The following is a 14,613-nucleotide window of genomic DNA, read 5'->3' as shown; positions in this document are numbered from 1 at the left end:
AGAATCAAAAAAAATTATTTCCTTTCGGGCGTGCTAAATGATTTGGCATCCCAGATACCCCAGACTTCGCGTGCAGAAGATACGGCTCCTTGGAGTGCTTCTGCTGCCGATCGCCCGAACACTATAATCTGGCGGGGTGGATTGTACTTGCGGGTGACGGTAACGCTCCACTTGAATTGATGGCTTTTGAGTGCTTTCATCGCTCGTCCCTCCCGTCACCTGGAGAGGGTGCAGCTTCCGATGAAGCCAACAGGGAACCGGAGAGTAAGCGAATTAGGCGCAGCGCTTCGGGTTCGGAGAGCCAAACGTCCAAGTGTTCCAAGGAATCTTCAAACAAATCCGATAGTTCGCATTGAGAGAGCGCTTGGAGTACCGTCGATGAATAGTGTTGGGCGTAAGTTATCGCTTCAATCAGGGCAAGCTTTTGGATGCGGTTGCAAGTGCTCAGCAGCGATTGCCAACAGGTGTGGAGTTGGCGGCGGGAGAATTGGTCGGCTATTGCTTCTACTAAGGCGATGGCTTCGGATTCACTGGGCAAGAAATCAAAATCTTGCGGCCATTTATCGCCAAAACATTCAACAGTACCGCACTCTTTAATAGAGCGGGTGAGCGTGTCCCTTTGGCGCAGCGAATAAACGGCCGCTTCCATCAAAACCCAAAGAGCGGGTTCTGCCATCGCGTCCACGGATGCCAACAACGAAGGGTACAAAGAAGCGCTCGTCACCTTTGGCGTTACAGCAGCAGCGGACACCTCAACCGTTATCGGTATCGGTATTTGTGTCATGATTGAAAAACCTCATTAATGTGAGTGCCGTACCCCGCCCCAGAAGATTTCCAGTCATAGGGGGCGGGGTTTGGTTTGGTTTTTTTGTCGGCCCACGAACGCCAATCTGCGAAAGTGTTGCGGGCATTGGATTTAAGGCGCTTTTGAGTTAGTGCGCGGGCATTCCCTTGCCAGAGTTTACGGATGACCGTTTTACGCTCTTGGCTGGCTCTGCGTGCGTCTATGAGTGTTAGTATAATCTATAAGTTGCAAAGTAGCAACTTCGCACTACGAATAAGTTGCAACCCAAACCGCGTCGGAGCCTTATGAAACAATGGAGAGAGAAGTTGCGAAGTTTAGTTTTAGCTACCGTGCCAGCAAAAAAAGAAGACCCAGGTTACGCCGCCCTTCGGGGTCACATACCAAAAAGCCTATATAAACGGTTTAAAATGTTTTGCCTTGAACGTGGTGTGGACAACAGCCAAGGTCTAGAAGACTTGATAAATGAGTATTTTGAGTTGAAAGATCAGCAAGAACAGGAGGCTTCTATCCCAAAAACGGCAGAAAGCAATACGTTCAACGCTAGCGGCTGAGGAATTGCCTGTCGGAGTTTCCCCTCTTGGGCTACCAAAAGCAAGCAGGGCAAAGGAAGCAAAGAAGCTAGTTAATGTCTAGCGGATGTCTAGTAATGGAGAAACTTTGGCGCTACCGTCAAAACCAACAAATAAGCTAAAAGCTTTAGCTGACAAAGGTTTTAGGTACGACCCGGCGTTTCAAACTTTTTGGATTCAAAGACCCTCAAACGCTTACTGGGAGAGACTGAAGGCATTTCAAAATTGGAGCTACGAAAACGGTTGGTTTAACAGGTTGCACTAAGAATGCCCTCCATAGGCTATAAGCCTTGCAGCCCGGATGTTTAACAGGTTGCACAACCATCGGTAAGTAGGGTGGAAGACCAATGAAATAGACAACTGTCTAGTTAATGTCAAGCATTGGAGTAAAACTCAGTGACCGAATCATCAGTTAGAGCTGTCCGCGCCCTTGTGCAGATAGGCTCCCTCGCAGTCGATGGGTTCATGTTGCCGAATGGCTCCTATCGAATGAGCCAAACACAGGCGGCCGAATGTGTTGGCTTGAAAGTTCAGAACGTCTCAGATTTTTGCGCTCTAAGGCATTCAAAGCTTTAGCGGGCGACGGTTATACTCCTCAGATTTCTGAGATAGAACCAGCGGGAGAACAACTTAGAGGACAAGCAAGGATTAACGCGCTACCGTTAGCAGGAGAGTAAAACTTAGTGACTCAATCAGCTATAGCCATAAACACCACCATCCAGTTAAGCGACACCTTGTCAATTGACGTGTACATGATGCCAGATGGAGAAATTCGAGCTGAGATAGCCAGCGCGTTAGTGTTATTAGGCCACGCAAAACACTGGTTTAGCAGGTTACGTTCTGGGGCTTCACATAAGCTAAAAGCTCTACAAGACCTAGGTTTTACGGGTGACATTGTTGTCATCCCCAAAGAACCGGGGACTAGAGAGGCAAAAGCAGGTTCAAACTATCAACCTCAAAGACCTCACTGCACTAATAATGGTTGAGGCGGTGCAAGGTAACAAACGAGCGATCGTACTTCAAGAGACATTTGCCCAAAAAGGACTGGACTCTCGGTTCAGGGATGCTTTTGAAGTACAACAGCAGACATCAGATGAAAAGCGAGGGTTCTTTGGTCTGACTTATCGGGAGTCCCTTGAGGCCCTTGCGGAAAACTGGACTGAACTAGAAGACTTGAGGCACAGGAGAATCATGATCCAAACCCAAACAATCCCCCAAACAATCCCAAAAACAGTCACATTTGATGAGTTCGCAGCCTGGTATCCAGAGAACTCTATTCGCCGCTACGAACTACACCACGGAGTTATTGTTGAAATGCCTTTAGGAACCGGCAACCATTCCAACGTTACAGGCTTTATCTGGGGCGAAATCAATTTTGAAATCAGGCGACTGCAATTGCCTTACTCCATCCCCGGTGACTGCCTGCTCAAGCCCATCCGCAACGAAGCTGGCTACCAGCCAGATACCATCGTCCTAAACCAAACTGCATTTGCTTCCGAGCCCCGCTGGGAAAAAGAATCAATCATCACTCCGGGGGTCTTCGGTACGACTGGCTGTAGAGGTCGTCAGCACGAACTGGCGGGACGATTACCATCTCAAATTCGCTGACTATGAAGAGATGGGCATTCCTGAATACTGGATTGTGGACTATCTCGGATTGGGCGGTCGCAAGTTCATCGGCACTCCCAAACAACCCACACTCTCGGTTTGCCAGTTGGTAGATGGAGAGTACCAGGTCACACAGTTTAGGGGGGACGATCTGATTGAGTCGCTAGCTTTCCCAGAATTGAGGTTGACGGCTGAACAGATTTTTCGCGCCGGCGTGCCACCAGCCGAACTGAGCTAGAAAGACTGGGGCGATCGCGAAGAGGTGATGATTTTTGAGAAGAGGTTTAATTCTCAGATTTGGGAATGGTTGGTACAGAGGAGCGTTTACCGCTCAAGCGCGGGGGATGTTGAAAGCAATCAGCTTCTTAACTTTTTCACTATATTCTTACCAAATCTCAGAACTTACTGTAAACAAGTAATGCTTTAACTGCCAAATTCCAGCATTCGCTTGAACTTCCCGCGCGTGCTTTCGTTACTTCATACGATATATTGAGTAGCTGTAAGTTTTTCTTGAGTAGCTTTTAAGAATTCTTACAGAAACTTAGGAAAATTCGATTGCTATGCAGTCTTTTGAGAGAAGCCGATTCGATCGAGCTAGTTCCCTTTCGATCGCGCTGGCAAGGGTTACACGCTATAATCCGAGTAGTTGAAGTTGGGAAAAGTTTTATGTTGCCATCGTCTCAGAAATTGCGATGCTCTTTCGCTCTCTCGCCAGAGTTAATCCAAGCGCTAAACGAGTATTCTGCATCTCTTGAAGTGTCGCGCTCGGTGTTTGTTGAAGAGGCTTTATGGATTTACCTCGGTCATCTCGACCGACACTTAGAATCCGACGCCAAAAAGCAATTTCAACACGAAGAAGCGCTAGCAGCATAAGGCTTCCAGCGCTTCTTTTGTTATCTAAAATAGGCCACACTTTTGTCCATCGAACTTAGCAGGGAGATGACAAAAGTTAACCCCATATCAGATCGGCATCCTAATAAGAGCGCCGACTATTCCCATCATGCCACGCCTCCAAAAAAAAATAAAGCGCCTTTTTGGCATTACTTTGCCGATTGAGACTGTCTGTAGCGGTTCGATTGCACCTTCCCAGAATTCTGACACTACCCATAGAGTTAAAAAGTCTTCAAACAAGGGCTGTAACTCAATTTTACCCGACTTTTGCAAGTTTAGTCAATGCTTGACCAAGTTTAGTAAAGTTTTTGCACCTACCTTTGAAGCGATCGGGGGTGCAGCGTAATGGTTGCGAACTTCATCGGCTCAACTCAAAAACTCCTCAACAGCAGCAAGTCCAATCCTTGCCCGGTCTGTGGACGGACTAAAGACGGAGACTGCCGCATTAGCCACGACGGAAAGATGGTTTTGTGCCATCAAAACTTTGACCACATCAAGAGCAATCAGCCTGACGAGTGGCACTTTGACGGGTCAAGCTCTGACAATCGCTGTGGCATCTATATTTTCAAAGACAAAACTGCATCAGAAACCAATAAAAGTTACAGAAGGCAAGTTAGCGGTCGCCGTCCCACCAAGCGCATCAGCAAGCCAAAACCCGTCTCAATTCCCGCAGGATTGAAGCTGCTGCGACTGACAACACCGGTTTTGGACTGTCCGCAACCTCAGTCAATTTCTAATGAGTTGTGGCGGATAGTTCAAAGTAAGGTATCCGTCCCCCGCGAAATTGTTAACGAAACTGCCTATTCCTACGGCAATGGTAAAAAGGCATATCGGATTGAGTGGCCTGACGAAAATAACCCTAAAGGACACGACAAAACCTATCGGCAGAGCCACATCGATAGCGACGGCAAGGAACATTGGACTAAGGGCGATGCAGCTTGGTCGGCGTATCGAATTGACGAAGTGACAGAAACTCTGGAGGATTTGGGCGTTAACGAAGCTGTCGCAGTTTTGGAACTAGAAGGGGAGCCGAATGTTGAACTTGCCCGATTGCACGGCATCGTAGGCTTGACATTTCAGGGGAGCAACTGGACTGAAGCTCAGGTAGTGGCGGTAGTTGAAGCGCTACGGGCAACAGGCAAAAATGTCACGCTTGTCGTATTGAGAGACAACGATGTCCCGGGGATTAAAAAAGCAGAGTTAATTAAATCCGTGTGCGATCACCTGCAATTCCCCTGCATTGTAATTGACCCAGTTGCCATATACCCTGATATCCCAGATAAAGGGGATATTAAGGAAATTTTGGACAATATGGACGCAGACGAACTCATTCGGCGATTAGAAGAGGAAATTCACAGACAAGCGGCCGAGTCAGCGCGGGCGATCGAGCTAGACCACCTTGAGGATGATGACACCCCGGACATCAAAAAGATTTCACTCAAAGAAGCTGCGGCCCTGGCGCAAGAAATCCTCAAAGCCAACAGCACCGAATTAGCAGCCAATCTAGAGTTAGAAGAGTTGCGAGCAATCATAGGTATGAATTCTTATGATTGGGAACACAAAATCATCCGCCCTATCAAAAAAGATTTAGATTTGCAACGATACAAATCTGAATTGCTCTATATCATGGCGATTGCCGATCCTGTAGAACGGGACTGGAGAATAGCTCAGATTGCGCCTAAATACCAACTTCAACGGGCGGTGATCGAGCGGAATATAGTGCAGATGAAAGAACGCACTACCACACCAGAGTCCCGGCTATGGAGCTTAAGTGAGGTTTTTAACCTTCAGTCCGAAGGTTTGCAATGGGTTATCCCCGAGCTTCTGCCATGTGGGGAAACGGTGATTTTGAGCGCTTGTCCAAAAGCAGGGAAATCCTTGCTAGCAGTAGACCTTGCTTTTTGCACGGCTACTGGCGAAGAAAAATTCTTGGGACAAAATATCAAGGTGGGCAAAGTCCTGTTGGTGTCAGTCGATGAGTCGCTAAATAGCACACGGTCAAAGCTGCTAAAGCGGGGATTCCGACAGCAGGATAACGACAACATAAAAGTCTTGCCCCAATGGGATATCACCCAAACAGCAAAACTTGAGACTTTCTTGGAAGATTACCGCCCGGATGTAGTTATTATTGACAGCCTCAAGCGTATTTGCAAAGGTAGTGCCGTATCGGAAAATTCTGCTGAGTTTTCCGATAATATCTACGCCCTCAAAGAACTTTTTACTCGTTACGGTGCCGCTGGCGTTCTAATCCATCACAGTAACAAAAATGCCGATGCGCTAGGCGTTGACAGGTTGCGCGGTTCTAGTGCGATTGCTGGTAGCGTTTGGGGTGTTTGGCAAGTTGACCACATTCCAAAGAAAGACCCTAACAACTCAAAAAAACTGATCATCGACCCCAAAGACCCAAAGCGTATTTTCTCGTGCTTCCCAAGAGATGCAGAAGGTCAAACACTGGACATTGAGCTAAATCTCGAAAATAATTCTTGGATCTGTCACGGACTAGCAGGAGAGGAAGCCTCCGCAGCACAGCAAAGAGAGACGATCCGAGAACGAATCTTGCGAACCCTCGAAAAACATAACAAACCGTTACCTGGCCCAGAAATTATTGAGCTAACAGAACTAACGGAAAAGCGTGCTTCGGTTTACTCCGAACTTAACCGAATGGTTGGCAAAAAAGTTATTAGTGCGACACCAGCACCGCATAACAAACGATATACCCTATATTCTTTGCCCAATTGTCAGGTTGAATTTTCGAGTGTAAAAGCTCCTCCCCCCCCTCCCCCCCCTATCTCACTACCAATTGCTATCTATGAGTCTGAAAACCATATAGAGCAAGGTTTTCAGATAGATAGCAAGATAGATAGCAGATACATAGCAATAGATAGCACTGTGACAGTTGAATCTGAGATGCTATCTACTGCAAATGATTGTGAGGACAGGATTTCAGAGATAGATAGCTTCTTACCACTGTCACAAGGGAGGGGGGAGGTAAAATGCGTTTCCGTCTGTAACGAGCCTCAACCATCTGAGCAAGTTCTGATCGCCCCTCTAGAATCCAAACCAACAGAGCCAACCGAACCAACAGAGCCGCCGATCGCCCCGATGGTGAATTGGAATGTCGGCGAGCGAGTAAAGGTTTCGGTTCAGTATCCAACTCAAGAATATATAGACGAGCAGGCCACCGTAGTTAAGGTGTGGAGCGAGGGGCTGTGCCGGATTGAGCTTGACCGCGAGATTTCAGTCCTTGAAGGTAAACCTACCAAACAATTCAACCTTAACGGGCGTTACTTAGTTTCAGATTTGAAAGTCGAACCAACAGAACCAATAGCACAGCCAGTCCCGCCGATCGCGCCTACCGAACCGGAAGCCGAGCTGAACGAAGACGAGCTCAATCTGGTGGAGATGATTCGGATAGCAACAGCAGAACCTGATGCTGAAATTGCACGGCAAACGGTCGCCGACATTGTGCCAGTCCTTAGAAAAGTTTGTGGCAGCGGAGCTGCAAACCGTGAAAAAGTTTGGGTCGCTTTGACCAAATCGGAGCGAGCGATATTCTCCGAACTGACGGTGAAGCCGATTGTACTTTCCGACAACTCACAGGAACCAGAACCCCCACAGCCCGCGCCAGATCCAGAAATTATCGCCCCCGCCGATGCCGAAAAGTTGCGAGAAATTGCATCAATTTGGTGGGATGAATTTTATTCGGGTCAGCTTCAAAATTTGATAAGTCAGATGTTTGGCTGGAAAGCACCGGGGACTAAATACAGCCGAGAGGTGATCGGGCGATGGCTTGAGGGTGAGGATTCTGTTGTGGGCGTGAGGCTTGATGAATTGTGGCGCATGAAGCACGGGGAGGGCTTGATAGATTCTCCTGACTGCGGTTTTTAGTTAGTGCTGACCATACCCCTCACCGATTCACCCAAAATACTTGAGTTACTCCCATGAAAACTTTTTCGGAATTCCACCGGACTTATTTTTTCGCCAGCCGCACCATCGATCGAACTCGCCACCAAAAAAGTAGCTAATTTTTGTGTGCCCTCAAGTCAGGCATTTGCAGTATAAAGTCAGGCATTTGCAGTATAAAATCAGGCGGAAAGCAGGTATTTGCAGGGGCTGCACTTTACCTGTATTTACCGGAAAATATCCTGCTTTCCGTCTGACTTTTTCGGTCAAATTACTGCTTTTTTGTGCTGTTCGTGCCTTTGCTTGTTGAGGCTGGTTATGGCTGTTTAGTTTTGCTAGCAAGCAATATTTTTGTGATCACAAACCATGACTACTGCGTGCAGAGAAAAATAATCCACCCCCATCAATATTGAGCATAGTGCTTACCCGACTTTCAAACTCGCTCGGACAACAACTGTTTAGCCGATTGCAAAGCGCGAGTCCGACAACAGCAATTTATGCGACTGTCAAGGCTGACATAACGGCTGCTACGCTGCCAAATTTTTCGCACTTGCTCAAATTGATTTTTTATTCAATTTAGATAACGGCTACTGTGTTGCCAAATTTTTCGCACTTGCTTAAATTGATTTTTAATTCAACTTAGGTATCGTAACTTGACTATTAAATCAATTCGGATTTTGTTAAAAACGGTAAAAAATTAGCTAATTGTTGCGTCAGCTAAAGTCAGGGATTTGCAGTATAAAGTCAGGCGTTTGCAGTATAAAGTCAGGCAAGTGCAGTATAAAGTCCAATGGCACTGAAAAAGGCTTAATCACGCCCTCCGTTTAGCTTTCAAGACAGAGCGAGGTTCCTGCATTCGAGGATACGGTTTCGGCCTGCGTTTCAAAACTCTAGGTTCAGAACGCTCAGGTCGAATCGTGAGTAAATTAGTTGCCACCTGTTCCAAAAGTAATTGACGCCATTGTCGCTGTTGGCGTTTTCCTGTAGTTGCCAACAGCGTCAATAACAGATTAAACTGCTGCCTAGTTGATTGGAATGAGAGTTGAAAAACTGTATTTTTTGACGAAGATACAGCCTGCCACATAATGGTACGTAGTAAAGTGTAGGCTAATAAGTGTGTCCAGATTTCTTTTCTCACCATCACCGGAGTTTTAGCTGTTAACATCTCCATTTTTAACGTGGTTTTGAGATAGCGTAAATTGACTTCGGCTGCCGACCAACGTAATCCATATAAAGAAGTCAATTTTTCAACAGTGTACCGCTTGGCATCTACCAATGTTGTCACTACAATGATACGCTCATCTCTGAAGCCGCGGCGTTTAATTCGTAAGCATACTTCCCGGACGATGAAACTAGACGGCAATGCCTCGAATTCCTCAAGAGTCATGTGGTTGGGACACTGTTGTGGCTTATTCCACACGACTTTGTGGTCGCCAATTCCCAACTTTTTTCCCCGTCTAAAGTCAGTTTTACGGAGATGATTTTTACGGAAAACAGCATCTGCTCCTTGCTGTTTCACTAAAACTAAATCAACATAATTACCATAAGCTCGATCTGCCAATATCACATCGTCGGGGACTAAATTTGCATAAATCAAACGGCTCATCACAATCTCACTGCTCCCTTTCGGAAGCTATGCCAGCGGATACCACAGCCCCTGTTAGTAATGAAAAGAGTACCACTATTTTAGCGATGGTTCATCCACACCCAGCTTTTTGATTACTGTGTTGCGGATACTCGGCTTGATTAGCAGCAGTATCATTCATCAACACTGTTGTCCCATCTAGTACCCGCACCCGTCGTCCACACCATTGTTGTTAAGCGAGGAACTTCCTTTTCTAGGGCTTCTGCGACTATTGGTACTAACTGTTGAACGAGTTTTTCTGGTAGTCGCGAACTCGCTTTACTATATGCCCCGGTATCAGAAGAAGGAGACTTGACTCCTGCCGCACTCAACCACGTACTCATCGGCTTCACGGCTTGACTCAAACTTTTGTCGGGATCTAGTACCTGGGATATCATCGCCCACAAGGTGACTATCGGTGTGTAGATGCTTTGGTAGTAGGTGATCTTCTCATTCGCTAGAAGCGAATGGACTAACTCTTCTGGCAGCAGCTTCTCCCAAGGTGAGGCAACGCTCTGCAAAAATTGTTGTTTGAGAATGCACGCACGATTTGGCATTGCCGGGAGAGAGATATTTTGGTTTGTAAGGCAATTATCTATGTATATCTTGCCTTACAGATTTTTTTTTGCTCACTTTTTCAGTGCCATTGGTATAAAGTCAGGTATTTGCAGGGGGTGCACTTTACCTGCATTTACCTGAAAATATCCTGCAAACGCCTGACTTTTTCTGTCAAATTACTGCTTTTTTGTGTCGAGCGTGCATTTGCCTGTTGAGGCAAGTTATGGCTGTTCTCTGTCAGTAGCAAGCAATGTTTTTGTGATCACAAACCATGACTAATGTGTGCAGAGAAAAAATAATACACCCTCATGAATATTGAGCGTACTGCTTACCCGCAGTTTAAACCTTATTGATATGGAATAAGGAACGACTCGCGAGTCGCTACTGAAGCGTCCATGCCTCAATAAGAGCAGTAAGGTATGGGACAGGGACTACGAATTATGTTTTTGTTGGAATATATCAGCGATCGCTCTTTACGCCTAGAGATTGCTGCCTGTATTAATAAGGTGATGAATTATAACCGCCATTAATAGGTGGAAGTCGAGCGACTACTGTAAACCGAGTCAGGCGGTAAATTTTTATCCGACTTTCAAACTCGCTCGGACAACAACTGTTTAGCCGATTGCAAAGCGCGAGTCCGACAACAGCAATTTATGCGACTGTCAAGGCTGACATAACGGCTGCTGTGTTGCCAATTTTCTCATACTCCTTATTTGATTTTTTATTCAATTGCGATGCCACAACTTGACTATTAAGTCAATCCACTTGTTGTTAAAAACGCTAAAAAATTAGCTAATTGTTGCGTCAGCTAAAGTCAGGCAAGTGCAGTATAAAGTCAGGCAAGTGCAGTATAAAGTCAGGCGGAAAGCAGGTATTTGCAGGGGGTGCACTTTACCTGTATTTACCTGAAAATATCCTGCAAATACCTGAATTTTTCGGTCAAATTACTGCTTTTTTGTGCTGTTCGTGCCTTTGCTTGTTGAGGTCGGTTTTGGCTGTTCTCTCTCGGTAGCAAGCAATGGTTTTGCGATCGCAAACCCTGAGTAATTCGTGCAGAAAGAAAAACAATGCACCCTCATGAATGCGGTAATCCTAAGTGCAAGGCGATCGCGTCGATGCTCGCTGTCGGACGAACGATAATCACAGCGAGCATCGACTTGATAGGGTCAATGGTGAGCCAGTGGTAGCGACAATCCGGCAGATTCGGATATTCGAGTAAGGGCAGCGGAGTCGAGTCGCGAGTTGTAGTTTTTAAAGTCAAAATAATTCAAATCACCACAAAGGTTTGGCTTTGAATCGTGAGCCGTGCAGCTATCGCCACAACTACCTAAAAACTAGGGCTGGGGTGTCAAGGGGCTTAATTTTACCCGCTCTTCAACTGTGCCTCCCAATCAATACCACTGATGCGATGTTAGCCAAGTGTGTCACAAGACTTAATTTTTACCCGCTCTTCAACTGTGCCGATTGCTCATACTATTGTGGCGACTTTTCTGGCAACACTGGCATCAATTGCCCCGTCACACCTGGGTAGCATGGGTGGCGATCGCTTCCCTGAGTTCTCAAGTTAACCAATCATGCTGGTTCAACGTTATGTAATGCCGCGTGAAAACTCATATCGCTAGGGCCTGGGTGCTTAGAGGGGCTCAGGCGAGCGCACTCTCTCTGAAATCAAGTACAACCGTGCGGTAGCACTGCCTTCAATAAAGCCAAACAAACTGAACTGCAACTCAAAAAGAGAAAAACGCTACCGCCATTGTTCCGATACATTAATATGCAATAGCTGAATGGCTAATAACGAGGCCGCTATTTTTTAGGCAACCTTAACAGCTTTCAATTAGTTCGGCTTGCTCATTATTGAAAGTACAGCTTGCTATAAATGCTACAGTTAGTAGCTTGCCTCTGCTACAATCACTTAAATTGGGGAGTGCAGAGTTTGCTGTTAAATTATTAAATTGATATTAAGTGTACCGTCACGGTAAAAAACCTCAAAATTAACTTTTTGAGACTGGCTTTTCATGAGTTTTTTTGCATAAATTTGAGTTTTTGTGAGTTTTCATGAGTAAAACTATGCAAGCTCAGCTTGAACTATTAGCTGAAGTCGAAGCAGTATTTGCAGCAAAAAACTCACAAAAACTCACAAAAACTCAAATTTATGCAAGCTCGGAAACTAAGGAAAAAAGCAGAGATGAGCGATAGCAAGCAATGTTTTTGTGATCACAAACCAGACTTTTACGTGCAGGAAGAGAAATAATGCACCCTCCTTTTACGGAAGCCTAACCGTAAGGTCGGGTTTAATACTTTCTTTAGCTTTAATGACAACTGTAACTATTTGTACTACGATTTAAGCTGAATATTATATAGCTCTAAGAAATTAGAGGGAGAAAATGCTTCAAAAGCAATTCAACAAGCTCATCACTTATTCAAGTGCGATCGCACCTAAATCCACTATTCTCTCCAAATAAAGAAAATTATAGTCAGTCTCTACTTTGATAAACTGTCTAAACAGCCCTCTCCAATTGGGGGGGATAAAATCACCTGAATAGCGCTTGTCGATTACAGTTGTTAACTTGTATCTTGGTAAGAGGTTTTTACTGATTAAAAACTATGAAGACTTTACCGGAAGCCAAACCTAGAGAGCTGCTATCAAACCATATTCACATTCGCCTCACTGACTCTGACTACAATCAAATTAAAGCCAGAGCAGAGCAAGTCAATTTGAGCATGAGCGACTTCATACGCCGTGCAGCTTTGAGGAGAACCATGCCACGCCCTCTAGCTGCATTTGACTTGAAAGCCTATCAAGTTTTGTGCAAGATTGATGCCCAATTGAGAATTGCAGGAAACAACCTCAATCAGATTGCTAAAGCTTGCAATAGTGCTGTGGTATTGGGAGAACCCGTTATTGTCAATAGAGGACTCTTAGAAAGCGTACAGCACCTCATTCAACAAAACCAAACTGCTATTAAAACAATAGTTGCAAACCTTACCAATTCTACAGTTCGCTAATTTTTAACAAGCCTGAGCAATCGATGCAATAAACCTACTGCAAAACGGTTATGATTGGCAAACAAATCAAAGGTACAGGCTGGAGGGGCTGTCTGAACTATGTACTCGGCAAAAAAGGTGCTTACTTAATTGGCGGTACTATGTGCGGACAAACTCCTGAAGAACTCGCTGCTGAATTTGCGATCGCCCGACAACTAAGACCTAACCTGAAAGTAGCAGTTTTTCACGCCACTTTATCAGTCGCAAGCACCCAGAAACTAGAAGATTCTGTTGAAAATGACCAGCGCTGGCTGGCAATCGCAGCCGACTACATGAAAGCGATGGAATTTGACAACAACCAGTACGCAGTTGTCAAGCACAGCGATACAGAACACGACCACATTCACATCGTCGCCAGTCGCATTCGCCTAGATGGAGGTGTTGTTGACGATAGCTGGGATTACTACAAAAGCCAAGAAACTATTCGCCAACTCGAACGGAACTACAACCTGGAAACTGTTACACCCAGTTGGGAAACAGACAAGCGAGCTCAGACTACAGGAGAACGCAGGCAATTAAAAAGCAAGGGAAACAAGAGCGTCAGGGTGCAATTGCAAGACCTAATTGATGAAGTCACCCAAGACAACCCAAGTATGCCAGAATTCGTTGAGCGGTTGCAGCAACAAGCCGTAGAGGTGCAAGTCGGATTGACTCGAACTCGAACTGGCTTCAGTAAAGGCATTTCTTACAATTTAGATGGAGTCGCTTTAAGCGGCACTCAGTTGGGTAAAGCCTACACTTTTTGTGGATTGCAAAAGCATCGAGGCGTTAGCTATGACAAAGGGCGAGATAACGCCCTAATTGATGCTTTAATGCAACCACAACATATCTTAGCGAACGCCCCTGGCGAGGCAGAGGAAAATGAGTTAGAGTCGTCACAATCCGAGCTAGCAGCAACCGCACCTGCAACTCCTGCAACACCAAATGAGTTAGAGTTACAACTGTCAATCCTGCCTGAACCTGATGAAACTCAGTGGCCAAAAGTGCGCTCGCATCTCGCAGTCGAGTACAGTTTACCTTTAGAATTGCTTGAAAAATTGCACTCTCATTCTTGGTTGTATGCCGGCTCAGAAAAGGCTGTATTTACGGCACGGACGCTTGAGGGGGAAGCCCGGTTTGCTTTTGTTCTCGATGAAAGAGGTAACTTTACTACAACCCATCCCCTGTCATCTGAAGCTGCTTTCTGGGTAGCCACTACCGGAGAAATTGAGCGAGCTGTGATTGCCTGTAACCCAATCGAAGCCCTTTCAATTTTGCTTATTGAACAGGAAAATAACCAGGATAACTCTACAACACCACCACCCACAATTTACCTAGGAATTGAACGAGCTTCACAACTGCCTATAGAATTCTTACAAGAACTCGATAGCGTTATTATAGCGATGGCAGAAGATTATATGCTCGCTCGAAATGCAAGCGAGCTGCTACCGAATGCAGAACTTGTTAATCCACAGTCAAATTGGAATGACATTTGGATACAATTAATTGAGCAAGAACAGCAAACTCACAAACAAAATAACCAACAGTATAAACAGCGCATCCAAGATATCGAACTGGATTAGCTTTTACAGCTTAAAAAATTGATACGACTTACGCAACTGAGGAATTTT

General features: G+C 45.6%; 10 protein-coding genes and 2 pseudogenes. 8 read left to right on the top strand and 4 right to left on the bottom strand.

Annotated elements, in window-relative coordinates; genetic code table 11:
• Positions 1 to 14: 14 nt before the first annotated feature.
• Positions 15 to 200, bottom strand: coding sequence for a hypothetical protein (locus tag QT987_RS22240; RefSeq protein WP_333244429.1), 186 nt, complete (start codon positions 198 to 200; stop codon positions 15 to 17).
• Positions 197 to 784, bottom strand: coding sequence for a hypothetical protein (locus tag QT987_RS22235; protein ID WP_333244426.1), 588 nt, complete (start codon positions 782 to 784; stop codon positions 197 to 199). Before QT987_RS22235 ends, QT987_RS22240 begins: the two co-directional genes overlap by 4 nt.
• Before the next feature lie 305 nt (positions 785 to 1,089).
• Here QT987_RS22235 and QT987_RS22230 point away from each other — a divergent pair, with 305 nt between their 5' ends.
• The 5 genes and pseudogenes from QT987_RS22230 (at position 1,090) to QT987_RS22210 (ending at position 7,761) form a co-directional block, all read left to right on the top strand.
• A complete protein-coding gene (locus QT987_RS22230) occupies positions 1,090 to 1,356 on the top strand; it encodes a hypothetical protein (RefSeq protein WP_333244423.1) in 267 nt (88 codons plus the stop codon).
• Between the two features lie 530 nt (positions 1,357 to 1,886).
• Positions 1,887 to 2,051 carry a hypothetical protein gene (locus QT987_RS22225; protein ID WP_015179804.1) on the top strand — a complete coding sequence of 55 codons (165 nt, stop codon included), beginning with the start codon at positions 1,887 to 1,889 and terminating at the stop codon, positions 2,049 to 2,051.
• Between the two features lie 514 nt (positions 2,052 to 2,565).
• Positions 2,566 to 3,220, top strand: a pseudogene (locus tag QT987_RS22220) (Uma2 family endonuclease).
• A gap of 317 nt (positions 3,221 to 3,537) precedes the next feature.
• A complete protein-coding gene (locus QT987_RS22215; protein ID WP_333244420.1) occupies positions 3,538 to 3,855 on the top strand; it encodes a ribbon-helix-helix domain-containing protein in 318 nt (105 codons plus the stop codon).
• 363 nt (positions 3,856 to 4,218) lie between these two features.
• On the top strand, positions 4,219 to 7,761 hold the full coding sequence (locus QT987_RS22210) for an AAA family ATPase (protein WP_333244417.1): 3,543 nt from the start codon (positions 4,219 to 4,221) through the stop codon (positions 7,759 to 7,761).
• A gap of 826 nt (positions 7,762 to 8,587) precedes the next feature.
• On the opposite strand, the pseudogene QT987_RS30025 reads toward QT987_RS22210, so the two are convergent.
• Together QT987_RS30025 and QT987_RS22195 are read right to left on the bottom strand one after the other, a co-directional pair.
• Positions 8,588 to 9,957, bottom strand: a pseudogene (locus QT987_RS30025) (IS4 family transposase).
• A 1,076-nt stretch (positions 9,958 to 11,033) separates the two neighbouring features.
• On the bottom strand, positions 11,034 to 11,219 hold the full coding sequence (locus tag QT987_RS22195) for a hypothetical protein (protein ID WP_333195883.1): 186 nt from the start codon (positions 11,217 to 11,219) through the stop codon (positions 11,034 to 11,036).
• Positions 11,220 to 12,013: 794 nt separating this feature from the next.
• On the opposite strand from QT987_RS22195, the gene QT987_RS22190 reads away from it, so the two are divergent.
• The 3 genes from QT987_RS22190 (at position 12,014) to QT987_RS22180 (ending at position 14,565) form a co-directional block, all read left to right on the top strand.
• Complete coding sequence (locus QT987_RS22190; protein WP_333244409.1) at positions 12,014 to 12,154, top strand: hypothetical protein; 141 nt, start codon at positions 12,014 to 12,016, stop codon at positions 12,152 to 12,154.
• Positions 12,155 to 12,562: 408 nt separating this feature from the next.
• The gene (locus QT987_RS22185) at positions 12,563 to 12,964 is read left to right on the top strand and encodes a plasmid mobilization protein (RefSeq protein ID WP_333244406.1); all 402 of its coding nucleotides are present in this window, start codon (positions 12,563 to 12,565) and stop codon (positions 12,962 to 12,964) included.
• A 50-nt stretch (positions 12,965 to 13,014) separates the two neighbouring features.
• Positions 13,015 to 14,565, top strand: coding sequence for a relaxase/mobilization nuclease domain-containing protein (locus QT987_RS22180; RefSeq protein WP_333244403.1), 1,551 nt, complete (start codon positions 13,015 to 13,017; stop codon positions 14,563 to 14,565).
• Positions 14,566 to 14,613: the final 48 nt, after the last annotated feature.

This window comes from Microcoleus sp. SVA1B4, from assembly GCF_036700545.1.
Classification (GTDB): Bacteria; Cyanobacteriota; Cyanobacteriia; order Cyanobacteriales; family Microcoleaceae; genus Microcoleus.
This window is presented reverse-complemented; position numbering and strand designations above follow the sequence as displayed.

What these genes read in the sequence shown, in the direction of transcription:
- QT987_RS22240 (WP_333244429.1), bottom strand. Translation starts at nt 200, where the DNA reads ATGAAAGCACTCAAAAGCCATCAATTCAAGTGGAGCGTTACCGTCACC.
- QT987_RS22235 (WP_333244426.1), bottom strand. Translation starts at nt 784, where the DNA reads ATGACACAAATACCGATACCGATAACGGTTGAGGTGTCCGCTGCTGCT.
- QT987_RS22230 (WP_333244423.1), top strand. Translation starts at nt 1,090, where the DNA reads ATGAAACAATGGAGAGAGAAGTTGCGAAGTTTAGTTTTAGCTACCGTG.
- QT987_RS22225 (WP_015179804.1), top strand. Translation starts at nt 1,887, where the DNA reads ATGTGTTGGCTTGAAAGTTCAGAACGTCTCAGATTTTTGCGCTCTAAG.
- QT987_RS22210 (WP_333244417.1), top strand. Translation starts at nt 4,219, where the DNA reads ATGGTTGCGAACTTCATCGGCTCAACTCAAAAACTCCTCAACAGCAGC.
- QT987_RS22190 (WP_333244409.1), top strand. Translation starts at nt 12,014, where the DNA reads ATGAGTAAAACTATGCAAGCTCAGCTTGAACTATTAGCTGAAGTCGAA.
- QT987_RS22185 (WP_333244406.1), top strand. Translation starts at nt 12,563, where the DNA reads ATGAAGACTTTACCGGAAGCCAAACCTAGAGAGCTGCTATCAAACCAT.
- QT987_RS22180 (WP_333244403.1), top strand. Translation starts at nt 13,015, where the DNA reads ATGATTGGCAAACAAATCAAAGGTACAGGCTGGAGGGGCTGTCTGAAC.